This is a genomic window from Mycobacterium sp. (assembly GCF_036490025.1).
Classification (GTDB): Bacteria; Actinomycetota; Actinomycetes; order Mycobacteriales; family Mycobacteriaceae; genus Mycobacterium.
Genome location: NZ_DASXEP010000148.1, coordinates 1 through 22,820, shown reverse-complemented (window position 1 = coordinate 22,820; position 22,820 = coordinate 1). Strand labels below are relative to the sequence as shown.

The window sequence follows — 22,820 nt, the reverse complement described above, 5'->3', positions numbered from 1 at the left end:
ATGCGCTCAATCGGCATCGGGGGCCGCGTTGCCGAGCAAGGTGAGCAGGTCCCATTCTGTCTCGCAGACGCGGCGGCCGATCGTGGCCAGTTCCACTGAGCGGCTTTGTCCGCTCAGATGGCGTTCGGCCTGGTAGCGGCAGATGACACCCCAGCGCAGGGTGGCCAGCACCAGCCACCAGTGAAACGCGGTCCGGTCGACTGTGGCCCCGGCGGCTTTTTCATAGCCGCGAAGGAAAGTCTCGACGCTGCCCAGTCCGCCGGCCTCGAGGTCGGCCGGGGCCCCGAAGCGCCAGGCCCGGATGCAGAACCAGGCCAGGTCTTCATAGACCTCGCCGGCGTGCACCAGTTCCCAGTCCAGCACGGCCGTCAACTCGGATCCGTCGACGATGAGGTTGCCCATCCGATAATCGCCGTGCACCAGATGCGGCGGTGACGGCGCGGGCCGGTTGGCGGCGAGCCACCGGAACGCCCACTCGAATGTCGCAGTGGTGTCGCCCATGGTGTCCAACTGGTCGCGCCACTCGGCCAGTTGATCCTCGCGGGTCAGCCCCGGAAGGTTGGCATCGGCGCGATGGACGGCGGCCAGCGCCTCGGCGCACTGACCCAGCAGCCGTGCCCGGCCCGCGTCGTCCAGCTGGCGCTGAATGCGACGGACGATGGTCTCGCCGTTTACCGCGTTGCATATCAGAAATGGATTGCCAAGTGTGCCAACAGAATCGTCGGCGATAAGGACGTGGGGGACCGGCGCGCCGGCGGCGGCCGCGGCGGCTTGGGCGCGGGCCTCGAGTTCCATGCCGGCGTGTACATCGTCGGGCGGGCCGATGCGAAGGATCAGCGACCGCCGCTGCTCGCCCGTGACGGCCTCGAACGCCCATGTCGTCCTGCTGGCTCCGCCGGTCAGCGTGCGCAGATTCTCGACCACCGTGCCGGCGCCGAGGGCCGGTTCCAGCAACCCGGCAAGTTTCGGTGCGAACTCGGGGGCGAGCGTCACTTGCGACCGAACTTGAACAGCCGCTGGGCCACCCGACGGATTTGGATCTCCTCGGCGCCCTCGGTGATTCGATAGCGGCGGTGGTGCCGGTAGATGTGCTCGAAGGGCTCATGGCGGCTGTAACCCAGGCCGCCGAAGACCTGCATCGCACGATCGGCGGCGTCGCACACCAGTCGGTTGGCGCGATAGTTGGCCATCGAGACCTTGTCCGACACTTCCATGTGGTGGTCGCGGTCGAGGTGCCAGGCCGCGTACTGCACCAGAAGCCGAACCATCTGGGCTTCGGTCTGCAGTTCGGCAAGCGGCCATTGCACGGCCTGGTTGGCCGAAAGCGCTTTGCCGAAAACCACACGCGTACCGGCGTATTCGGCGGCCCGATCGATGCAGTACTGGGCAGCGCCCAGGCTGCTGGCCGCTTGCCGAATCCGGTTCTCGTGCAGGAAGGTCTGGGCGACCTCCAGGCCCCGGTCCACCTCGCCGAGCACCGCGGCGGCGGGTACCCGCACATCGGTTAGTTCGACCTCGCCGTGGTCGGTGGGCATGTTGAACGTCCACCAGTAGAAGGGGATATGAAAGCCGGGGGTGTCGGTGGGCACCAGGAACGCGGTGATGCCCTGGGCCTGACCCGGCTCACCGGACGTTCGGGCGAAGATCAAGTCGTGCGTGGCACGGTGGACGCCGGTATTGAATCGCTTGGAGCCGTTGATGACCCAGTCATCCCCGTCGGGTTTGGCATGGGTCTCCAGCCATGTCGCGTCCGAGCCGTGCAGCGGCTCGGTGAGTCCGAAGGCCATCGAGCGTTCGCCGGTGATCAGTGCTTCCGACCATGCGGTGCGTTGCTCGTCGGAACCGAACCGCTCCATCATGATCACCTGCGGAAAGTTCCCGACGATCGACGACTCGTTCTGCAGGTCGTTGTGCAACCCAAGACCCTTGTGCGCCAGATGCTCCCGAATCACCGCCATGTCGATGTTGGAGCCGTCGCGGCCACCCAGCGACGCGGGCAACCCGTAGCGCAGCCAGCCGGCCTCGTCGGCCCGTCGTCGCATCTCGGAGAGTAGATCCTCCCATTGGCGGGTGGGGATACCGTCGTTGTCCCAATCGGTGCGGGCATGCTCGCGACGCTGGTCGAAGTACTGCATGTTCTCCGCTTGCAGCGGGGCGATCTCCCGCTCGATGAACGCATCCATGTCAGCGAGCAGGCCCGGAAGGTGTTGGGGCAACGTGAAATCCACTGGTTTCTCCTTAAACGCCGTACAGGGTTTTCTTCCACACCGTCGCGAGCGTCGCGATGGCGTCTTCGTCGCTGATCTCCATTCCCAGTCTTCCTTGGACCAGGGAAGGCCCTACGAATACAGTGGTGAAGTTCTCGAACAGCAGGGCGATGGCGGCCGCGATGTGCTCGGGATTGAGTTCGGACGCGTAACCGTGCTGCTGAACATGTCGAACCGAGGCGGCGACGATGTCCACGCCGAATCGCCGAAATTCGTTCTGGACCGCGGCAAACCGTTGCTGGGTGGTCGCCAACTGGGCAACGGCGATCATGATGCCGATGTTCTGCTTGAACATGTCCCAGTAGCCGGTGACCACCGAGGTGAAGAACGCATCGTCGTCGGGCGAGTCCGGTAAGTGCAGGCTCAGCCCGGACGGCGACACGACATCGTGCAGAAACGATTCCGCAAGCGCCGCAAGCAGATCCTCTTTGTCGGCGAAGTACCGATAGAACACCGCCGCTGACTTGCCGGCGGCCGAGGTGATGTCTGCCAGCGTGGTGCCGTGAAAACCTCGCTCGGCGAACAGCTTACCCGCAGCCTGCTTGATGGCTGCCCGGGTCTGGCGGCCTTTCGCGGTCAGCGCCGCCTGTGATGTTCCGGCGGCGGGCATCAGTGCGGTATCCGGTCACCGGCACGCAGTAGGGCACTCGGCAAGTCATGGCCGACAACCGATTTTGCGACGCGGGCCGCGGCGATGGCGGCCTGTAGGTCGATGTCGACGTCGATGTCGCTGTCGCGCAGCAGGTACACTAGGTCCTCGGTGGCGATATTGCCGGTGGCTCCCGGCGCGAACGGGCAACCGCCCAGCCCGCCGACCGACGCGTCCAGCCGGGTGACTCCGGATTCGACCGCCGCGTACGCGCTGGCCAGCCCCGCGCCGCGGGTGTTGTGGAAATGCCCACCCAGGGGTAGCTCACCGATCACCGGTCGCAGTTGGGCGATCAGGGAACGCACCCGTCCCGGGGTGGTCGTGCCGATGGTGTCGGCGATCGAAAGGCGGTGGGCCCCATGGTCGCCGGCGGCAGCGGCGATGTCGAGAACCCGCTGCGGCGGGGTGGGGCCTTCGAACGGTGAGTCCCACGCGGTGGCGATGACAACCTCGACGGTGACGTCGCTACCGTGCGCGATGGCCACGATCGCGCCGATCTGGTCGGTGGCCTCCGCGCTGGTGCGCCCGACGTTCGCCTTGCTGAACGTGTCATCGGCCGCTACCACGTATTGGATCGAGCGCAGTCCCGCCGCGACGGCCCGTCTGGCGCCGTTGGGGCTGGCGACCAGCGCGGAGAAGTCGATGTCTGGGTAGTTGTGCAGTTCGGCGGCGAGTTCGGCGGCATCGGCCATCGACGGAACCTTCGACGGGGACACGAATGCGGTGACCTCCACCTCGCGGACCCCGGTCGCCGCGACGGCTGCCAGCAGTTCCAGTTTGGCCGACAACGGGATTGGCTTCTCGATCTGCAACCCGTCGCGCAGCGACACCTCGCGGATGTCGACGTGCGTCATTTAGACCACCTCCTCGGCGCTCAGTTCCTCGAGCTCGGCAGCCGTCTTGCCGAGCAGACCGATGTAGACGTCGTCGTTGTGTTGTCCCGGATGCGCCGACCCGGCGTTGCGGACACTGCCCGGCGACTCCGAGAGCACCGGCGTAATGCCCGGCCCCAGAACATGCCGGCCGAGCCGTTCGTCGTAATGCTCGACCAACATGCCGCGCGCCCGCAGCTGAGGGTCATCGACCACGTCGGCGACGGTGTTGATCGGGCCCGCGATCACGCCAGCAGCACTGAGGGTTTCGATGATCTCGCCAGGTTCTCGCTCGGCGGCCCAAGCGCCGATTATCGTGTCGAGTTCGTCTTGGTTGCGCCCGCGCGCGCGGTGCGTGGCGAATCGCTCGTCGGTGACGAGCTCCGCGTTCCCCATCGCGCGGCACAGCCGAGCGAAGACGGTGTCCTGGTTGGCCGCGATCACCACCCACGAGCCGCCGGCGCAGCGATAGATGTTGGACGGCGCGATACCCTCCAGCCGGGTACCGGACGGACCGCGCACCACACCTGCGACGTCGTAATCCGGGATGGTGGATTCCTGCACGGCCAAACATGATTCGGTCAGCGCGACGTCGACCACTTGTCCGTGCCCGGTGACGCTGCGGCGATACAGTGCGGCCAGCGCGCCCTGTGCGCCGAACATCCCGGCCAGGCTGTCGCCCAGCGACAAAGCCAGCCGCGGCGGCGGGCCGCCCGGGAAGCCGTTGAGGTGGCGCAGGCCGCTGGCCGCCTCCGCCACCGAGGCGTATCCGGGCTTGTGCGAGTCGGGTCCGGTCTGCCCGTAGCCCGAGACTCGAACCAGGATGATCCCCGAATTACGTTGGCTGAGAACGTCGTAACCGAGGTCCCACTTTTCCAGCGTGCCTGGGCGGAAGTTCTCCACCACGATGTCGGATTTCTCGACGAGATCGAGGAACAACTCACGGCCGCGCGGCTGGCGCAGATCCAGGGTGATGGCCCGCTTGTTGCGCGCGTGCACCGTCCAGAACACGTGATGCCCGTCGACCTCGGCCTGCCCCCAGGTGCGCAACGGGTCCGGCGCGGCCGGCGGCTCGACCTTGATGACGTCCGCACCCATGTCGCCGAGCAGCCGGCCGGCGAACGGCCCGGCGATCAGGGTGCCCAGTTCCAGCACGCGGATGCCGTCCAGCGGCCCGGTAGTTGTCATTGCGTCCCCGTGAAATCGTGGCGCGCCAGCCAGTCGGTGACGACGGTGACGGCTTCGCGCAGCTTGTCGCGCTGATCGGCACCGGCGTAATAGTGTGTGGCGCCGCGAATTTCGTGCATCTCTTTGTCCGGATGACCGATCGCCTCGAAGAGACGCCGAGTGTGGCTGGGTGTGCAGGCGTCGTCGGCGAGGTTGCCGATTACCAGCGCCGGCACGGCGATGTCGCGCCCACAGTCCACCCCGTCGCCGTGCGCGTCGTCGTAACTCCACTGGGAGAGCCAACTGCGCAGCGTGGAAAACCGGGCCAGTCCGACCGGGCTCATGTTCACCACTCGAGGATCGCCCAAATAGCAGGTTCCCGGTACCCGTTCGTTGGGATCGACGGCCGGATCGAGCCACCGCGGGTCGGCCATGGTGCCGTGGACGACGAAGCCGAACTCGGCTACATCGCTGCCGGGGCGCCCGCTTGACTTCAATTCGGCCAACTTTTCTTTGACCCAGGCGGTAATCCGGCGGTTGCGGTCGACCTGCGCTCGCCGATACCGGGCCAGGAATTCCTCGCTGTAGGGAGGTTGGTTCGGGTTGTCCGGGTTGTACAGGTCCAATTCCGGATCGCGCTTGGTCGGATCGGATTCGTCGAGGATGGAGGCATCCAGCCACTCGGTCAGCGTGCCGTGCCGGCTGATGTGCGCGGCCAGCAGCATGATCCCGTCGGCGGCCGGCAGGTCGAGCTTGGTGAGATCGGGCCCGTCGCCCGAGGGGCTGGACGTGATGGTCGCGTGCTGCGCCTGCTGCTGGTAGAACACCGACAGCGAACCGCCGCCGCTCCAGCCGGCCAGCACCACCTTCTGATAACCGAGGCGTTCCTTGGCGTCTTTGATGGCAGCGCCGAGATCCTCGATCACCTTCTCCATCAGCAGGGCCGAATCGGTGCCGCGGAACCGGCTGTTGCAGTAGATGACATGGTGACCGGCCCGGGCCAGCGCGTTGATCATCGGCAGGTACGCGCCACCGCCGATCGGGTGCATGAACACCAGCACGGTGTCCGACGAGCTGTCTTTCGGCTTGAGCAGATAGCTTTCCAGCACCACGATTTCGGCGAGACCGCCGTAGACATCCCGGACCCCGGAATTATTCTGGAAGGCAACGAGATACGGGATCCGGTCGTAGTCGTGCTTCATCACTGCTGTCCTAGGTCGTTTGCCAGCACTTCAGCTGACGGGGTCAGTCGCCGGCGGGTGTCGATGGCGATCACCTGCCAGTCGACGCGGGAGTGCTCGTCGAACTTGCGGCGAGCGCGCTCACGCGCTTTCTCCGGCGCGCCGTGGTGAACACCTTGCGGCGCATGGGAGATCAGGCCGGATGGCATGGGGATGCCGTACAGCGAACCGCCGTGGAAGAAGGCGATCTCGTCGTAGTCGACGTTGCGGTGATACCACGGTGTGCGCTCGGTGCCGGGCACGCCTTCGGCGGGTTTGGGCAGGAAGTTCATCACGTAGACCCCGCTGGCTTGCATGAACAGGTGCACGGTTGGGGGCAGGTGCACGCTGTCCGAGGTCACCACGTTGTAGTCGGCGATGTTGAAAGTGAACGGGAAGTTGTCGCCGCGCCATCCTTCGACGTCGAGCGGATTGTGTTGGTAAAACAGCGTTGTCGGGCCGCCCTCGTGAACCAGCCGGACCGGGTACTCGTTGCGGCCGTCGTCGTCGATGGGCTCGGGGTCGGGGATGACGGCCTGCGAGGGATCGAACGGAAAATGCCGGCCCAGCGAACCGGGCGGCGGAACTCGGAACTCGTCGCTGGCCTCGATCATCAGCAATGTCGTCGCGGCGTCGGGCATCTGACGCCAAGTGCATGCCTTGGGCAGATACACCCAGTCGCCGTCGCGGTAGCGCAGCGGCCCGAACTCGGTTTCCAACAGCCCGCTCCCGCGGTGCACGAAGCACAGCAGATCACCGTCGACGTGCCGCACGAAGAACGGCATCGGCTGCTCGCGGCGGGACAGCGAGATCCGGCAGTCCGGGTTGGCGAACATCAACAGCGGCCCACCGTTGGCGTCGGTCGCATCGCCGGGCTTGAGCTCGCTGGACAGCACGTCGATCGGACGCAGTGGACCGTCCGACCGGTAGGCGGTGGGGTCGTGGCGGCGGTACATGTTCGCGGTGCGGCCGGTGAATCCGCCGCGACCGAGTTCGTCGTCCTTCAGGCCATCAAGGTCGGCGTGCAGGCGACGGGGTGTCCTGCCTTTACGCAGGTGGATGAAGGATTCCACAGCGGCTCCAGGGTTGCGACGGCATCGGACAGCAAACTGAAAGTGACGTTACTTTTTCTTTTTGACCGGCACAAGAGTGTGGACCCCGGGCCTTGATGATTTTTCCGACCGGGCGGAGTCTGTACTGGCATGACAAACGACACCATCATCGCCACGATCACGATCCCCGCGTCGGCCGAAGCAGTGTTCGACGTACTCGCGGACCCCACGACTCATGCCGCCATCGACGGGACCGGCTGGGTGAGAGAATCCCTCGACGGCGAGTCTGTGATGGACTCCGGCCAGATCTTCCGGATCGCCATGTACCACGACAACCACCCCGCCAAGAACTACGAGATGGCCAACAAGGTGGTCGTGTTCGACCGCCCGCACGCCATTGCCTGGGAACCCGGCCAGGACGCCGCGGGAGACGGGAACCTTTCATTCGGCGGCTGGATCTGGCGTTACGACATACGCGAGGTGGGATCGTCTGAAGCTGACGTCACGCTTACCTACGACTGGTCGGCAGTAGCGCCCGAATTCCGTGAGCACATTCAATTCCCGCCGTTCGACCCCACGCACCTCGAGAATTCGCTCAAGCATCTGTCTGACCTGGCCGCGGCTCGGTGACTATTCAATCCCGCACGCGCAGGACGACTTTTCCTTTCGCGGTGCGATTCTCCAGCGAGGCGATCGCGGCGGCAGCTTCGTCCAGCGGGTAAACCACCGGCTCGGGCGGAGGCAGCTGGCCAGAGGCGAGCAGCCGCTCGAGGTTGGCCCACTGCTCGGTCAAAGCGTCCGGGTGGGTGCCCGCCCAGGCGCCCCAGCCGACGCCGACGACGTCAACGTTGTTCAGCAGCAAGCGGTTGACCTTCACCGTGGGTATCTCGCCGCCGGTGAAACCGATGACCAGCAGCCGACCGCCGGGAGCGAGCGAGCGCAGTGAATCGGTGAACCGGTCGCCGCCGACGGGATCGACGACCATGTCGACACCGCGGCCGTTCGTCAATTCCTTTGCTGCGTCCTTGAACCCGTCAGCAAGCACCACCTCGGTCGCGCCCGCGGCCCGTGCGATGTCGGCCTTGTCTTCGCTGCTGACCACCGCGATGACGCGCGAGGCACCCAATACCGGCGCCAACCGAAGCGTCGAAGTGCCGATACCGCCGGCCGCGCCGTGCACCAACACGGTCTCGCCGTTGTGCAGCCGACCGCGGACGGTCAGCGCGAAGTACATGGTCAGGTCGTTGAACAGCAGGCCGGCACCTGCTGTGAAGCTCACATTGTCCGGCAGCTTGAACACCCGGTCGGGTGCCAGCACAGCGACTTCGGCCATGCCCCCGGTCAGCATGGTCAGGCCGACAACCCGGTCGCCGGGCTTGACGCGGGCGTCCTGAGGAGCCGATCGGACCACCCCGGCGATCTCGGCGCCCAACACGAACGGCGGGTCCGGCTTGTACTGGTAGAGACCGCGGGTCAGCAGCGCATCGGGGAAGGCCGCTCCCGCCGCGTGCACCTCGACGACCACGCCGTCGCCGGTCGGTTCATCGATCTCGCCGACCTCCACCGCTTCTGGACCGTCGAGTCGAGTCAACTGGGCTGCGCGCATGAGCACCTCCGTCGTCAGGCTGAACGTCGCTACGGGTTGACGTTAGCCTCGTGGAAGTACTTGCGGGACGGCGACCGGGACTCTCGGCGCAACGTCGTGAGGTACGCCTGACCGGATTACTTCAACTCGGTCGAGGACAGGCCGAGCAGGCGGCGGGCCACAACTAATTGCTGGATCTGCTGGGTGCCCTCGAAGATGTCCATGATCTTCGAGTCGCGGGCCCACTTCTCCAGCAGCGTGGTCTCGGAATAGCCGGTGGTACCGACCAATTCGACCGCTTTGAGAGTGATGTCGCTGCCGACCCGGCCGGCCTTGGCCTTGGACATCGACGCTTCTTTGGAGTTGGGGATCTTGTTGTCGGCCTGCCACGCGGCCCGCAGCATCAGCAGATAGCTGGACTCCCAGTCGGCTTCCATCCGCAGAAACTCCGCCGCGGCAGCGCTTTGCACGTGTGACGGCTTGTCGTAGGAAATCTCGACGCCGGCGTCGGTCAGGATTGTGCGTAACTCCTCCAGTGCGGCGCGGGCGATCCCGATCGCCATGCCCGCGACGAGTGGCCGGGTGTTGTCGAAGGTTTCCATCACGCCGGAAAACCCTTTGCCGGGCTCGATTTCCGGGTTGCCCAGCAGGTTGTCTTTCGGCACGCGGGCGTTGTCGAACCGGATGACGGCGGTGTCCGAGCCCTTGATGCCGAGCTTGTTCTCCAGCCGCTCCACAGTGACGCCGGGGTGTTCGCGGGGAACGACGAACGATTTGATCGCCGCGCGTCCCTTGGACTTGTCCAGCGTTGCCCACACCACGATGTGGGTTGCCCGTGAGCCGGCAGTGACGAAGATCTTCTCGCCGTTGATCACGTACTCGTCGCCGTCGAGCTTGGCCGTGGTGGACACCGCCGCCGAGTCGGACCCGAATCCCGGCTCGGTGATCGCCATGGCCGCCCAGACCCGGCCCAGGCGCTGCAACTGCTCGTCGGTAGCAACACCCGAGATCGCCGCATTGCCCAAGCCCTGGAAGGGCATTGACAGCAGCATCGCCGCGTCACCCCAGCTGGCCTCGAGGGCCTGCAGGGCCGCGCCCATGTTGGCGCCGTTGCGGTTTCCTTCATCCTCGTCGCCACTCCGGAAGGAGTTGGCGCCCGACATCTCGACCGTGTTCGACTCCGAGGCCCCGGTGTACAACTCCGAGAGCGTGTCGAGCTCGACCGGGTAGGCGTGCTCCTTGAGGTCGTATTTGCGGGCGATCGGCCGCATCATCTCGGCGGCACCCTGGTGCGCCTTGTCGATCACCGCGTGCAACTTGCGGGGAAGTTCCAGATTGATTGCCATGATTGGTCTTTCGTTGCGGGTCTGCCGTTGTTTTTGAGACCGGGGACTTAGATGACTACGACGCCTTCGGCGATACCGATGGCCCTCAGGTCGCGGTACCAGCGCTCAACCGGGTGCTCCTTGGTGAAACCGTGCCCGCCGAGCAGTTGCACGCCGTCCAGGCCGATCTGCATGCCTTTGTCGGCGCCGAGCCGTCTGGCCAACGCGGCTTCGCGGCAGAACGGCAGGCCTTGCTCGGCCCGGGCCGCACCGCGCCAGGTGATCAACCGCAGCCCATCGAGTTCGATGGCGATGTTGGCGCACATGAACGCGACCGACTGACGATGCGCGATGGGCTCGCCGAAGGCTTCACGTTCTTTCACATACGGGATGACGTAGTCGAGCACCGCGTGCGACGTGCCGACGGCCAGTGCCGCCCAGCCCAGCCGCGAAAGCGCAATGGCCTCGGAGTAATCCGCGTCGCTGGCCTCATCTCCGCCTAACCGCGCGCTCACCGGTACGACGACGTTGTCGAGTTCCACTTTGCCCAACGCGGCGGCCCGCACGCCCATGCTCGGGTCGGGCTTGACGGTCAGGCCGTTGGTCGACGACTCGACGATGAACAGCGCCGGCTTGCCGTTGAGTTGGGCAGCGACGATGAACAATTCGGCGTTCGCCGCGGCCGGCACCAGAGACTTGACGCCGTCCAGCCGGTAGCCGCTCGGTGTGCGCACCGCTGTGGTGCGCAGCGCCGTCGGGTCGAACAGTGGCTGCGGCTCGGCGATCGCCACGCAGGCCTGCGGGACGTTCTCACCGGCGAACTCCTGGAGGTAAGTGGCCTGCTGGTCCGCGCTGCCCCAGTGGGTCAGCGCCGCGGCGACACCGGCCGGCGCCAGGATCGGCAGAGCCAGCCCCATGTCGCCGTACGCGAGCGCCTCGGCAACCAGCACATTGGTGACGCTGGACCGCTCCGCGGCGATGCCGTCGAAATCCTCGGGAATGTTGATCGCCGTGATTCCCAGCTCGGCGGCCTTGGCCACCAGGTCGGGGGGATAGCTGGCGGCGGCGTCGGCGTCGTGGGCCGCGGGGCGCAAAACCTCTTCGGCGAACTGCTCGACGGTCTCGACGATGAGCTTCTGGTCGTCGTCGGGAGTCAGGTCGAAGTAGTCCTTGCCGCTGGTCTTCAGCCGCGTCGGTCCGCTGCGTAGGTGCTGCACGCGCTTGAACTGGCGGCTGGTTGCTCCGGCGGTGGAAAACATCGTCTTGACGCCGTAGCGCAGGGTCCGGTTGAGCGGATCGCGCAGGTTGTATTTGTCCAGGAACTCCTGGCCGACGATCGGCGTGAGCAGGCCCAGCGCTACGTCGATGCCGGTTCGCTTGTGCTTGTACTCGCCGACGGCGGACTTGCGGCCTGCGCGTTTGCGCGGCTTTGCGCCGTTAGGGGAGCCGGTCGTGGGGGTGACAGTGTTTGTCATGACAGCCTCGGTCGTTGGGGCAATGCGATGACTGTATCTTACTCAGGAGTAAGATAGTGGCAATTGTTAACTAGTTCACAGGTTCGACCGGTCGGCGGCCAGTCGGGCCAAAACCTGGTCGTGCAACAGGCCGTTGGTCGCCACCGCACTGCCGCCGTGCGGGCCAGCGTCGCCGGCGAGGCTGGTGAAGGTTCCGCCCGCCTCGCGCACCAGGATGTCCAGCGGCGCCAGGTCCCACACCGACACTTCCGGTTCGGCGGCGATGTCGACCGCGCCCTCGGCCACAAAGCAGTAGGACAGGAAGTCGCCGAAGGCGCGTACCCGCCACACCTCATCCGTGAGGTCCAGGAAGCTGTCTCGCAGACCGAGCCGGTTCCAGCCGGACAGGCTGGAGAACGACAAGCTGGCGGAATTCAGTTGCGCCACTGAAGAAACCGAAAGCCGACGGGCCGCAACGGCACCGACCGCCACGAACGCGCCCGCACCGGCGGCGGCCCACCAACGTCGATTCAGCGCAGGCGCACTGATAACCCCGACTCCGGGCACGCCGTCGTCGAGCAGCGCGATCAGGCTGGCCCATACCGGTACGCCGCGCACGAAGTTCTTGGTGCCGTCGATCGGATCGATGATCCACTGCCGGCCGGCCAAAGTGGTCGATCCGCCGAACTCTTCACCGAGGACGCTGTCACCGGGCCGGGCTCGGCTGAGCGTCCCCCGCAAACCGGTTTCGACCGACCGATCTGCGTCGCTCACCGGCGTCAGGTCCGGTTTGGTGTCGACCTGCAGGTCAAGTGCTCCGAAGCGAGCCATTGTCACCGCGTCGGCCTGGTCGGCCAGGGTCAGGGCCACCGCGAGGTCGTCGTGACTCATCTGACCTACTTTCCTCGGGCTGGTCGACTATCGCATTCTTGCGCAATGTGCGCCTGTTTCGAATCCGTTCAGCCGGGGGATGCAAGCTGTTGCGGTTGGGGAACAACCCCGAGATGGGGTGCGAGTCACTCACTCGCAACGGATGCAAGATTTCGATTGCGCCGTGGAACGGATCGGCGATGATCGGAAAGCTCCGTCACCTTCTGTCGCCGTAGGCGCCGAAGACACGGTCGCACAGAAGGGACGCCGATCATGGGTGACGAAAAGCGAGGGCAAGCCGCCCTTTTCGATGCGTTGACGACCAAGGGGACGGCGTTCTCGGAGGCCGAGCGCCGCAAGTACGGTCTGCTGGGGCTGCTGCCGACCGCGGTGAAGACCCTCGACGAGCAGGTAGCGCATTGCTGGCACGAGTTCTCCACCCGACGCGACGATCTTGACAAGCACATTTATCTGCGTGCGTTGCAGGATCGCAACGAAACGCTGTTTTACCGTGTGCTGCACGACCACATCCCGGAGACCCTGCCGATTGTCTATACCCCTACCGTCGGGGAGGCGTGCCGGCGGTTCAGCGAAATCTACCGCCGGCCAAGGGGATTGTTCGTCTCCTACCCGGACCGTGACCGCCTTGACGAGGTGTTGCAAAACCGGCCCCAACCCCACGTCGACGTGATCGTGGTGACCGATGGGCAACGCATCCTCGGCCTGGGCGACCAAGGCATCGGCGGCATGGGCATTCCGATCGGCAAGCTGTCGCTGTACTCCCTCATCGGCGGTATCGATCCCGCTCGCACGCTGCCGATTGTGCTCGACGTGGGCACCGATAACGTCGAGCTGCTTGAAGACCCGCAGTACCTTGGCTGGCGTCACCGCCGCATCGACGATGAGGAGTACCACGCGTTCATCGACCGGTTCGTCAGCGCGGTGCAACAACAGCTTCCTGATGTGCTGCTGCAGTGGGAAGACTTCGCGACCGCGCACGCACTGCCGATCCTCGCCCGCTACCGAGACAAGTTGCTCACTTTCAACGACGACATCCAGGGCACGGCGGCCGTCGCACTCGGGGCACTGCACGGTGCCGCGAAAGTCGCCGGCCGCCCGCTGTCGCAGCAGAACGTCGTGATGCTGGGAGCAGGCTCAGCCGGTATCGGTGTCCTCGACATGATCCGCCGCGAGATGGCGAACGAAGGGCTATCCGAACAGGCTGCCGCAGAACGGCTCTGGGCCGTCGATGTGGCAGGTCTACTCACCGATGAACGTAGCGATTTGTCGGCCGCCCAGCGTGCCTTCGCACAGCCCGCTGAGCGGGTAGCCGACTGGGGACTATCGGGTCCGGCGCAGCTTGCTGACGTCGTTCACCACGTCGACGTCGGGGTTTTGCTCGGATTATCCACTGCTGCCGGTGCATTCAACGAGGCCATTGTGCGCGAGATGGCCGGCAAAACCGAGCGACCGATCATCTTCCCGCTGTCCAACCCGACCAGCCGCGCGGAGGCCCATCCAGCCGAATTGGATCACTGGACCGACGGACGCGCATTGATCGCCACCGGTTCTCCCTTCGCGCCACTACGCCGCGACGGCGTGGAATACCCTGTCGCCCAATGCAATAACGTCTACATATTTCCGGCTATCGGGCTGGCTGTGACTGCCGCACAAGCGACCAGGGTCACTGACGAGATGATGCGGGTTGCCGCGGCGACCCTCGGTGACGCGTCGCCCGCACTCGACGATCCCGACCAGCCGCTGCTGCCGTCGTGGTCGGACGCACCCGACGTGGCCGTGCGGATAGCGCAGGCCGTCGCGGCGCAGGCCGTCGCAGAGGGCGCCGCTCCGCAAAGAAGCAGTGACGAACTGGCCGAACGGATCGCGCAGGCGCGCTGGAAACCCGACTATCCGCCGATACCGGCCTGATCGCCGTGGGCCGCCCGTCGGCGGACCTACCATGGCGTCGTGTGGGAAATCCTTTGGGTGCTGTTGCTCATCGCGCTCCTGGTTGGCCTGCTGGCGCCGAGGTTGTTCCGTCAGGGACCCCGCGGTGAATCGCTGAGCGGCACGTTGCTGATCACCGGTGTCAGCCCGCGGCCGGACGCCGTCGGTGAGCAATACGTGACGATCACCGGCGTCATCGACGGACCAACTGTCAGCGACTACACGGTCTATCTGCGGATGACCGCCGATGTCGAGCACTGGCCGGCGGTGGGGGAGCTCAAGCCGGTGGTCTATTCGCAGCGCAATCCGAACAACTGGACTTTTGCACCGCCCGAGCCGCCGGCCGGCTGAGCGCGTCAGCCGTGGCTGATATGCAGCAGCTTGGTCAGGTTCGGAAGTTTGACGCGCGGCCTGCCGTGCGGCTCGCCGGCTGATCGTTCGTGCTCGTCGATCAGCTTCCAGTGCGCGTCGGTGACGAGCTTGGGCTGGCGGGAGGCCAGCCAATCGGTGAGTTTGTCGGCGTGGTCGTCGCCGAAATCGGCCACATCGCCTTCTCCGGCGCTGGTGAGGTCGGCGATCAGGGCGTCGATGGTGTCCTGCGAGTCCCGCTTGTTGGTGCCGATCACGCCCGACGGGCCGCGCTTGATCCAACCGACGACGTACTCATTACGACTGCCGGCCACCCGGCCGTCGCTGTGCGGAATGGTCCCGCTCTTCTCGTCGAACGGCAGCCCCGGTGTGGGAACGCCGCGGTAGCCGACCGAGCGGACCACCAACTGCACCGGCAGCTCCTCGCGCTCGCCGGTGTCCTTGGCCGTCACCCGTCCGCTGTCGTCGCTGACCAGCTCGTTGCGCCCGAGCACAATTTTCTCCACCCGTTCCCCGCCGGCAATCTCGATCGGCGAGGTCTGGAAGCGGAACACGATCCGGCGGTGTCCCGGCCGAAGCTCGCGGCCGACGTAGCCACGCAGCACCTTGATGTTCTGCTTGCAGACCTTGCCCACCGCCGCTGCGTCGTCGTCGCTGATGTTCTCGAAGTCGGCCGGGTCGACCACAACGTCGACGCCCTCCAGATCTGCGAGTTCGCGCAGCTCCAGCGTGGTGAACGCGGTCTGCAAGGGGCCACGGCGACCGATGATGATCACTTCCTCCACGCCGCAGGGGCGCAGCGACTCCAGTGCGTGGTCGGCGATGTCGGTGCGGGCGAGCACGTCGGGATCGGTCACCAGGATGCGCGCCACGTCGAGCGCGACGTTGCCGTTCCCGACCACCACGGCGCGGGCGCCGGAGAGGTCGGGCGATATCTCCGCGAAGTGCGGGTGAGCGTTGTACCAGCCGACGAAATCGACTGCGGCGACGCTGCCGGGCAACTGTTCGCCGGGAATGTTCAACGGCCGATCCGCTTGCGCGCCAATCGCATAGACCACCGCGTCGTAGTGCTCGGTCAATTCGGCCGCGGTGATGTGCTCGCCGACCACGACGTTGCCGAAGAACCGGAACCGCGCGTCCTCGGCGGTCTTCTCGAATTGCTTGCTGATCGACTTGATCTTGGGGTGGTCGGGCGCGACCCCGGAGCGCACCAAACCCCACGGCGTCGGAAGCATCTCGAGCATGTCGACGGCGACGTCGAGATGCTCGTCGGAGTCGGCGGCTTTGAGCAGCGATGCCGCGGCGAAGAATCCCGAGGGACCCGAGCCGACGATCGCGACGTGGTAGGGGCGCATAATCCCGATGCTAAACGCCCGCCGCGCCCGCCCGTGGCCAGTCGGGCCTCTGTCGCCGGTAACGTGATCAGGCGTGGACCCCGACCGTCAGGCTGACATCGCAGCACTCGACTCCACGCTGACCACGGTGGAACGGGTACTGGACGTCGACGGTCTGCGCAGCCGAATAGACAAGCTCGAGCATGAGGCATCCGATCCCAATCTGTGGGACGACCAGGCCCGGGCGCAGCGGGTCACCAGCGAGCTGTCCCATACCCAGGGCGAGTTGCGGCGGGTCGAGGGACTGCGCCAACGTTTGGACGATCTGCCGGTGCTCTACGAACTGGCCGACGAAGAAAACGCCGAAGACGCCAGGGCCGAGGCCGACGCGGAACTCAAAACGCTGCGTACCGACATCGAGGCGATGGAAGTGCGCACGCTGCTCTCCGGCGAATACGATGAGCGTGAGGCGCTGGTCAACATCCGTTCCGGGGCCGGCGGTGTCGACGCCGCGGACTGGGCCGAGATGCTGATGCGGATGTACATCCGGTGGGCCGAGCAACACAAATATCCCGTCGAGGTGTTCGACACGTCCTATGCCGAAGAGGCCGGGATCAAGAGCGCAACTTTCGCTGTGCACGCTCCGTTCGCCTACGGCACGCTCTCGGTCGAACAGGGCACCCACCGGTTGGTGCGAATCAGCCCATTCGACAACCAGAGCCGACGGCAGACGTCGTTCGCCGAAGTCGAGGTGCTGCCGGTGGTGGAAACCACTGATCACATCGACATTCCTGAGGGCGATCTGCGCGTCGACGTGTACCGCTCCAGTGGTCCCGGCGGCCAGTCGGTGAACACCACCGACTCCGCGGTTCGCCTCACCCACATCCCGACAGGTATCGTCGTGACTTGTCAGAACGAGAAGTCGCAGCTTCAGAACAAAGTGGCAGCGATGCGCGTTCTTCAAGCAAAGTTGTTGGAACGCAAGCGTTTAGAAGAACGCGCCGAACTCGACGCCCTGAAGGGCGACGGCGGCAGCTCCTGGGGTAACCAGATGCGGTCTTACGTGTTGCATCCGTATCAAATGGTCAAGGACCTGCGTACGGAGTACGAGGTGGGCAACCCCGCTGCCGTTCTGGACGGAGACATCGACGGATTCCTGGAAGCGGGTATCCGGTGGCGTAACAGAAAAGATGACGACTGACACGAAGGTATTAGCTGATCCGCTGCGCGAGGCGCTACACGGCGGCCTCCGCGACTGGATACTCGGCAGCGGCCTGCGCATTGTCCTACTGCTGATCGGTGCCGTCCTCGCGGCTCGGTTCGTCAACTGGGCCGCGCAGGAGGTGACCGGGCGCCTCGACGAGCGGTTCACCGAGAGCGACGCGCTGGTGCGCTCGGAGGCCACCAAGCACCGACAGGCGGTCGCATCGGTGATCTCGTGGGTCTCGGTGGTGCTGATCGCGATCATGGCCGCGGTAAAACTGGCCGACATCTTGAACGTTTCGGTGAAAGGTCTGGTCGCGCCGGCGACGGTGATCGGTGCCGCGCTTGGTTTCGGCGCTCAGCAGGTGGTCAGGGATCTGCTGGCCGGATTCTTCATCATCCTGGAGAAGCAGTACGGCTTCGGGGATTTGGTGACCCTGACCGTCGTCGCGGCGACCGAAGCCAGCGGCACCGTCGAAAATGTGACGCTGCGAGTGACTCGGCTGCGTTCTTCCGACGGCGAGTTGTTCACCATCCCCAACGGTCAAATCGTCAAAACCGTCAACCTGTCCAAAGATTGGGCGCGCGCGGTCGTCGATATCCCGGTGCACACTAGCGCTGACCTGGGCATGATCACTGACGTGCTGCGGCAGGCGTGTGAGCGCGCGGTCGACGACAACCTGCTGGGCGCTTTGCTGCTGGACGCACCGACGCTGATGGGCGTGGAGAGCATCCAGGTCGACGTCGTCACGTTGCGTCTGGTGGCGCGCACGCTGCCCGGTAAGCAATTCGAGGCCGGACGCCGGCTGCGGGCGCTGGTGGTCCGTGCTCTTGCCCAGGTCGGCGTCGACACCGCACGTGAGGCACCGGTAACGGTCGGCGCCATCGACCAACCGGCGACGGTCGACGGCGCCGAGCACGAGACCCAAGGACCCGAGAAGTGACGAGTTTCGTGCGAAAGCACCTGAGACGAGCCGCCGACAACGTGGAACGGGGCTGGCCGGACTACCTGTTCGGCGGGCGGGTGCGGACCTCCACCGCAGTACTGGTGATCGCGTTCCTGGCGTTTTGGTGGGTCTACGACGACCACCAGCAGACCAGCAAGTCGACGAACAACACCCAGGTGCCGGCGACCCAGGTGGTGCCGCCCGGCTATGTGCCCGACCCCAACTACACCTGGGTCCCGCGCACCCAAGTGCAGCAAGGGCCGCCGACCGTGACCGTGACGGAGACGCCGACCACCGCGCCGACACCGACGACGACCACCACGCCGCCGCCACCCACGCCGCCGCCGCTGATTCCGCCGATCGTCTTGCCGCCGCCGTTCGGCCCGGCTCCTGCGACGACGTCGACGGGTCCGGTGCCGGCCCCACCACCCCCGAACCCGCCGCCACTGCTGCCCGGTTTGGCGCCGCCACCGCCGGCCGGCTGAATGACTCGGTCGTCGTTCGGCCATGGCGCGGTCGCGTCGTCGCCCGGCGGCCTGCCCGGCTGCCGCGCCACTCACGGTTACACTGGCGGACCGTGATGATCACCCTCGACCGCGTCACCAAGCAGTACAAGTCTTCGGCGCGACCGGCATTGGACAACGTCAACGTCAAGATCGACAAGGGTGAATTCGTCTTCCTGATCGGCCCGTCCGGCTCGGGCAAGTCGACATTCATGCGGCTGCTGCTGGGGGCCGAGACGCCGACCAACGGCGATGTCCGGGTTTCAAAGTTTCATGTCAACACGCTGCCCGGACGGCACATTCCGAAGCTGCGGCAGGTGATCGGCTGCGTCTTTCAGGACTTCCGGCTGCTGCAGCAGAAGACGGTGTTCGAGAACGTCGCCTTCGCCCTGGAGGTCATCGGCAAGCGCGCCGACGTGATCAACCGGGTGACGCCCGACGTGCTGGAGATGGTGGGACTGTCCGGCAAGGCCAGCCGGCTGCCGCACGAGCTGTCCGGCGGGGAGCAGCAGCGGGTGGCCATCGCCCGCGCCTTCGTCAACCGGCCGCTGATCCTGCTGGCCGACGAGCCCACCGGCAACCTCGACCCCGAGACCAGTAACGACATCATGGATTTGCTCGAGCGGATCAACCGCACCGGGACCACCGTGCTGATGGCCACCCACGACCACCACATCGTCGACACGATGCGGCAGCGTGTCGTCGAGCTGTCGCTGGGCAGGTTGGTGCGCGACGAACAGCGCGGCGTCTACGGGATGGACCGTTAAGTGCGCTTCAGCTTTCTTTTCAACGAGGTCCTGACCGGTCTCCGTCGCAACGTCACCATGACCATCGCGATGATATTGACCACCGCAATCTCGATCGGACTGTTCGGGGGCGGCCTGTTGGTGGTCCGATTGGCCGATCACTCACGCAGCATTTACCTCGACCGCGTCGAGACGCAGGTCTTTCTGACCAATGACATTTCGGCCGATGACGCCAACTGCGAGAGCGCGCCGTGCAAGGCGTTGCGCGAGAAGATCGAGGGGCGCAAGGACGTCAAGTCGGTCCGGTTCCTCAATCGCCAGGACGCCTATAACGACGCCATTCGCAAGATCCCGCAGTTCAAGGATTTGGCAAGCAAGGACGCCTTCCCGGCGTCGTTCATCGTCAAGCTCGAAAACCCTGAGCAGCACGCTCAATTCGATGCTGCGATGCAAGGTCAGCCCGGGGTGGACCATCTGCTCAATCAGAAGGAGCTGATCGATCGGCTGTTTGCCGTGTTGGACGGTCTGTCCAACGCTGCTTTCGCGGTCGCGCTGGTTCAGGCGGTCGGGGCAATTCTGTTGATCGCCAACATGGTTCAAGTCGCCGCCTACACACGCCGCACCGAGGTCGGCATCATGCGGCTGGTCGGTGCCACTCGCTGGTACACCCAGCTGCCTTTCTTGGTCGAGGCCATGGTCGCCGCCACCCTCGGCGTCATCATCGCCGTCGTCGGACTCCTGGTGGTGCGAGCGCTGTTTCTGGACAACGCGCTCCGCCAGTTCTACCAAGCCCATCTGATTGCCCCGATCGACTACGCCGATATCCTCTACATCTCGCCGCTACTGCTATTGGTGGGCGTCGCGATGGCCGGGGTCACGTCATACGCCACGTTGCGCCTGTACGTGCGGCGGTAGCGGTGGCTAAAAAGTCGCCGAACAAATCTGCGCCGGCCCGCCAGATTTTGGCGACCAACCGCAAGGCACGACACAACTACTCGATCCTGGATGTGTACGAGGCCGGGGTGGTTTTGCTCGGCACTGAAGTTAAAAGTTTGCGGGACGGTAAGGCGTCGTTGGCCGATGCCTACGCAACCGTCGACGACGGCGAAGTCTGGCTCCGTAACCTGCACATCCCGGAATATCACCACGGCAGCTGGACCAACCACGAGCCGCGCCGCAACCGGAAGCTACTTCTCCACAGGCACCAAATTGATGTGCTCATCGGCAAGATCAAGGATGGTAACCTCGCGCTCGTTCCGTTGTCGCTGTATTTCTCTGAAGGAAAAGTCAAGGTGGAGCTTGCATTAGCGCGAGGTAAGCAGGCACACGACAAGCGGCAGGATATGGCGCGGCGCGACGCTCAACGCGAAGTGCTTCGCGAATTGGGCAGGCGATCCAAGGGCATGACCTGATCGGCGCGGCGTACGCCCAGCTTTCGGCAGTCAGCTACGGCGTCAGTGATTTCGTTGGGGGTGTGGCTTGCCGGCGGGCGGCTGCGCTCCGCATCATGTTGGTGACCTACCCGCTCGCAACGTTGTTGCTGGGGGCGCTGGCCGTCACCACTGGTGGCCCGATCCATCCGGGTGCCGTGCTCTGGGGTTCGCTCTACGGGATCAGTCAGGCGACCGGCGTGTACTGGTTCTATGCGGCCGTGAGCGCCGGACCGATCTCGGTGGTCTCACCGCTGGCCGCAGTACTCAACGCGGCCGTGCCCGTCGCCGTCGGCGTAGCGCTTGGCGAACGCCCCGGCGCGACAGCGTCGGTGGGCGTGGTGCTGGCGATGCTCGCGGTCACCTTTGTCGGCCGTGAGTCCCCAGACGATCAGGACGTCCGCATCCACAGATTCACCAGCAAGGTCGCCTGGCTGACGATCGGCTCGGGTCTGGCGTTCGGGCTGGATTTCGTGCTGTTGCACCAGGCCCCGGTGGCGTGTCGACTGTGGCCGCTGTTCTTTGCCCGGGCCACGGCAACGGTACTGGTGCTCGCCGTGGCAGCGCTGAGCAAGAATTTCCGGCTGCCGTCCAGAACGCCACTGCGGCTGGCGGCTGCCGCGGCGCTGCTCGATACCTGCGCCAACGTCAGCATGCTGCTGGCGATACAGAAATGGATGCTGTCGTTGGCCAGCATCTTGATTTCGTTGTACCCGGCCACGACGGTCATTCTGGCGATCATCGTGTTGCGCGAAAGGCTGACTCGCTGGCAGGCGATCGGCATGGTGTTGGCGGCGGCGTCGGTCAGCATGATCGCCGCCGCTTGACGTCGGTCTAACATTCTGCGACATGGGCAGTGTCACCGTTCTCGATAAGTCCGATGTCTTGTCGGGTCTTTTTGGTACCTGGGCGAGCCTGGATCGATTGCTGAGCGGGCTGTCCGAACGGCAGTGGCAGACGCCCACGCCACTGCCCGGCTGGTGCGTGCATAACGTGGTCGCCCACATCGTCGGCACCGAATCGGCGCTGCAGGGACTGAGCGCGCCCGACGCCGACATCGATGTCTCGGCGTTGGATCACGTGCGCAACGGCGTGGGGGCGGCCAACGAAGCCTGGGTTCGTCACCTCGGCACCGAATCGGGTGCCGCGCTTCAGCAGCGGTTCCGTTCGGTTACCGCCGATCGGCGGCAACGTCTGACCGATATGTCCGTCGACGACTGGAACGCGCCGACTCCGACACCGGTCGGCCTGGAGAGTTACGGGCGATTCATGCGGGTGCGGCTCTTCGACTGCTGGATGCACGAGCAGGACATCCGCGACGGCCTGGGGTTGCCGTCGGCCGACGCAGAATTGAGCGATCCCGCAGCGCGGCTCTCGCTGGACGAGATCGCCGCGACGATGGGCTACGTCGTCGGCAAACTCGGAAAGGCACCCGAAGGATCCCGAGTCGCCATCGAACTCACCGGTCCGCTGGCGCGGACGATCCGCGTCGCTGTCGACGGTCGGGCGCAAGTGGTGGACGACTTCGGCGGGTCAGAGCCGACCGCGACCATCCGCCTGGACGGTCTGCTATTCACCCGGTTGGCCGGCGGGCGTGCCGACGATACGGCCGGCGTCGAGCTCGGCGGTGACACGGAGGTCGGTGCGCGGATTGTCGAGCACGTCAATTTCGTGATCTGAGCACCGGCCTGTCGGGATGAATCGTTCCTGACCTGCTGTTGAAAAGCGGGTACTATTGATTGTCTTGCCGAAATTCGGCAGGGGTGCGAGGGGCTGAACGGTTTCGACTTCGCGCATCGAATCAAGGGAAGCGTGCCGGTGCAGGCAAGAGACCACCGTAAGCGTCGTTGCAACCAATTAAGCGCCGTTTCAACACAGCG

23 protein-coding genes are annotated in these 22,820 nt (G+C 65.3%); 11 read left to right on the top strand and 12 right to left on the bottom strand.

The features are described 5' to 3' along the window. Positions 1-6 precede the first annotated feature (6 nt). The 7 genes from VGG53_RS16860 to VGG53_RS16830 are packed head-to-tail and all read right to left on the bottom strand — an operon-like array spanning position 7 to position 7,248. Positions 7-993, bottom strand: a complete 987-nt coding sequence (locus VGG53_RS16860; RefSeq protein ID WP_331519214.1) for a phosphotransferase family protein — start codon at positions 991-993, stop codon at positions 7-9. Continuing rightward, positions 990-2,228 (bottom strand): acyl-CoA dehydrogenase family protein, encoded by a 1,239-nt coding sequence (locus VGG53_RS16855; protein ID WP_331519212.1) that lies wholly within the window; start codon positions 2,226-2,228, stop codon positions 990-992. Before VGG53_RS16855 ends, VGG53_RS16860 begins: the two co-directional genes overlap by 4 nt. A 10-nt stretch (positions 2,229-2,238) precedes the next feature. Beyond that, entirely contained in the window at positions 2,239-2,877 is a 639-nt protein-coding gene (locus tag VGG53_RS16850; protein WP_331519211.1) for a TetR/AcrR family transcriptional regulator, read from the bottom strand. Beyond that, on the bottom strand, positions 2,877-3,770 hold the full coding sequence (locus VGG53_RS16845) for a hydroxymethylglutaryl-CoA lyase (RefSeq protein ID WP_331519210.1): 894 nt from the start codon (positions 3,768-3,770) through the stop codon (positions 2,877-2,879). The genes VGG53_RS16850 and VGG53_RS16845 overlap by 1 nt, the downstream gene beginning before the upstream one ends. Next, positions 3,771-4,976: a CoA transferase gene (locus VGG53_RS16840; RefSeq protein WP_331519208.1), complete on the bottom strand. Its 1,206-nt coding sequence runs from the start codon at positions 4,974-4,976 to the stop codon at positions 3,771-3,773. It abuts the gene before it with no gap. Further along, a complete protein-coding gene (locus tag VGG53_RS16835; protein ID WP_331519207.1) occupies positions 4,973-6,157 on the bottom strand; it encodes an alpha/beta hydrolase in 1,185 nt (394 codons plus the stop codon). Before VGG53_RS16835 ends, VGG53_RS16840 begins: the two co-directional genes overlap by 4 nt. After that, positions 6,157-7,248: a homogentisate 1,2-dioxygenase gene (locus VGG53_RS16830; protein ID WP_331519206.1), complete on the bottom strand. Its 1,092-nt coding sequence runs from the start codon at positions 7,246-7,248 to the stop codon at positions 6,157-6,159. Before VGG53_RS16830 ends, VGG53_RS16835 begins: the two co-directional genes overlap by 1 nt. A 129-nt stretch (positions 7,249-7,377) precedes the next feature. Between VGG53_RS16830 and VGG53_RS16825 the strand changes: the two genes are divergently transcribed. After that, the gene (locus VGG53_RS16825) at positions 7,378-7,857 is read left to right on the top strand and encodes a polyketide cyclase (protein ID WP_331519205.1); all 480 of its coding nucleotides are present in this window, start codon (positions 7,378-7,380) and stop codon (positions 7,855-7,857) included. A gap of 4 nt (positions 7,858-7,861) precedes the next feature. Here VGG53_RS16825 and VGG53_RS16820 read toward each other — a convergent pair whose 3' ends face one another. From VGG53_RS16820 to hisN, 4 genes are all read right to left on the bottom strand, one after another. Next, a complete protein-coding gene (locus VGG53_RS16820) occupies positions 7,862-8,833 on the bottom strand; it encodes an NADPH:quinone oxidoreductase family protein (RefSeq protein WP_331519204.1) in 972 nt (323 codons plus the stop codon). 116 nt (positions 8,834-8,949) lie between these two features. Then, positions 8,950-10,158 carry an acyl-CoA dehydrogenase family protein gene (locus VGG53_RS16815; protein WP_331519203.1) on the bottom strand — a complete coding sequence of 403 codons (1,209 nt, stop codon included), beginning with the start codon at positions 10,156-10,158 and terminating at the stop codon, positions 8,950-8,952. 47 nt (positions 10,159-10,205) lie between these two features. Then, positions 10,206-11,612, bottom strand: a complete 1,407-nt coding sequence (locus tag VGG53_RS16810) for an acyl-CoA dehydrogenase family protein (RefSeq protein ID WP_331519202.1) — start codon at positions 11,610-11,612, stop codon at positions 10,206-10,208. Positions 11,613-11,687: 75 nt separating this feature from the next. Then, positions 11,688-12,482, bottom strand: coding sequence for a histidinol-phosphatase (gene hisN / locus VGG53_RS16805; RefSeq protein ID WP_331519201.1), 795 nt, complete (start codon positions 12,480-12,482; stop codon positions 11,688-11,690). Positions 12,483-12,734: 252 nt separating this feature from the next. On the opposite strand from hisN, the gene VGG53_RS16800 reads away from it, so the two are divergent. Together VGG53_RS16800 and VGG53_RS16795 are read left to right on the top strand one after the other, a co-directional pair. Further along, positions 12,735-14,390, top strand: coding sequence for an NAD-dependent malic enzyme (locus VGG53_RS16800; protein ID WP_331519200.1), 1,656 nt, complete (start codon positions 12,735-12,737; stop codon positions 14,388-14,390). A 39-nt stretch (positions 14,391-14,429) separates the two neighbouring features. After that, positions 14,430-14,759 (top strand): hypothetical protein, encoded by a 330-nt coding sequence (locus tag VGG53_RS16795; RefSeq protein WP_331519199.1) that lies wholly within the window; start codon positions 14,430-14,432, stop codon positions 14,757-14,759. Between the two features lie 5 nt (positions 14,760-14,764). Here the strand turns inward: VGG53_RS16795 and VGG53_RS16790 are convergent, their stop codons facing one another. Continuing rightward, a complete protein-coding gene (locus VGG53_RS16790; protein ID WP_331519198.1) occupies positions 14,765-16,132 on the bottom strand; it encodes an FAD-dependent oxidoreductase in 1,368 nt (455 codons plus the stop codon). Between the two features lie 73 nt (positions 16,133-16,205). On the opposite strand from VGG53_RS16790, the gene prfB reads away from it, so the two are divergent. From prfB to VGG53_RS16750, 8 genes are all read left to right on the top strand, one after another. Continuing rightward, positions 16,206-17,312, top strand: a complete 1,107-nt coding sequence (prfB, locus tag VGG53_RS16785; RefSeq protein ID WP_331519197.1) for a peptide chain release factor 2 — start codon at positions 16,206-16,208, stop codon at positions 17,310-17,312. After that, positions 17,302-18,258, top strand: coding sequence for a mechanosensitive ion channel family protein (locus tag VGG53_RS16780; RefSeq protein WP_331519196.1), 957 nt, complete (start codon positions 17,302-17,304; stop codon positions 18,256-18,258). Before prfB ends, VGG53_RS16780 begins: the two co-directional genes overlap by 11 nt. Then, positions 18,255-18,746: a hypothetical protein gene (locus tag VGG53_RS16775; RefSeq protein WP_331519195.1), complete on the top strand. Its 492-nt coding sequence runs from the start codon at positions 18,255-18,257 to the stop codon at positions 18,744-18,746. Before VGG53_RS16780 ends, VGG53_RS16775 begins: the two co-directional genes overlap by 4 nt. Positions 18,747-18,841: 95 nt before the next feature. Beyond that, positions 18,842-19,531, top strand: coding sequence for a cell division ATP-binding protein FtsE (gene ftsE / locus VGG53_RS16770; RefSeq protein WP_331519243.1), 690 nt, complete (start codon positions 18,842-18,844; stop codon positions 19,529-19,531). Continuing rightward, entirely contained in the window at positions 19,532-20,425 is an 894-nt protein-coding gene (gene ftsX / locus VGG53_RS16765) for a permease-like cell division protein FtsX (protein WP_331519194.1), read from the top strand. A gap of 2 nt (positions 20,426-20,427) precedes the next feature. Continuing rightward, positions 20,428-20,922: an SsrA-binding protein SmpB gene (gene smpB, locus VGG53_RS16760; protein WP_331519193.1), complete on the top strand. Its 495-nt coding sequence runs from the start codon at positions 20,428-20,430 to the stop codon at positions 20,920-20,922. Continuing rightward, entirely contained in the window at positions 20,919-21,767 is an 849-nt protein-coding gene (locus VGG53_RS16755; protein ID WP_331519242.1) for a DMT family transporter, read from the top strand. Before smpB ends, VGG53_RS16755 begins: the two co-directional genes overlap by 4 nt. Before the next feature lie 22 nt (positions 21,768-21,789). Further along, positions 21,790-22,620 (top strand): maleylpyruvate isomerase family mycothiol-dependent enzyme, encoded by an 831-nt coding sequence (locus VGG53_RS16750; RefSeq protein WP_331519192.1) that lies wholly within the window; start codon positions 21,790-21,792, stop codon positions 22,618-22,620. Positions 22,621-22,820 lie beyond the last annotated feature (200 nt).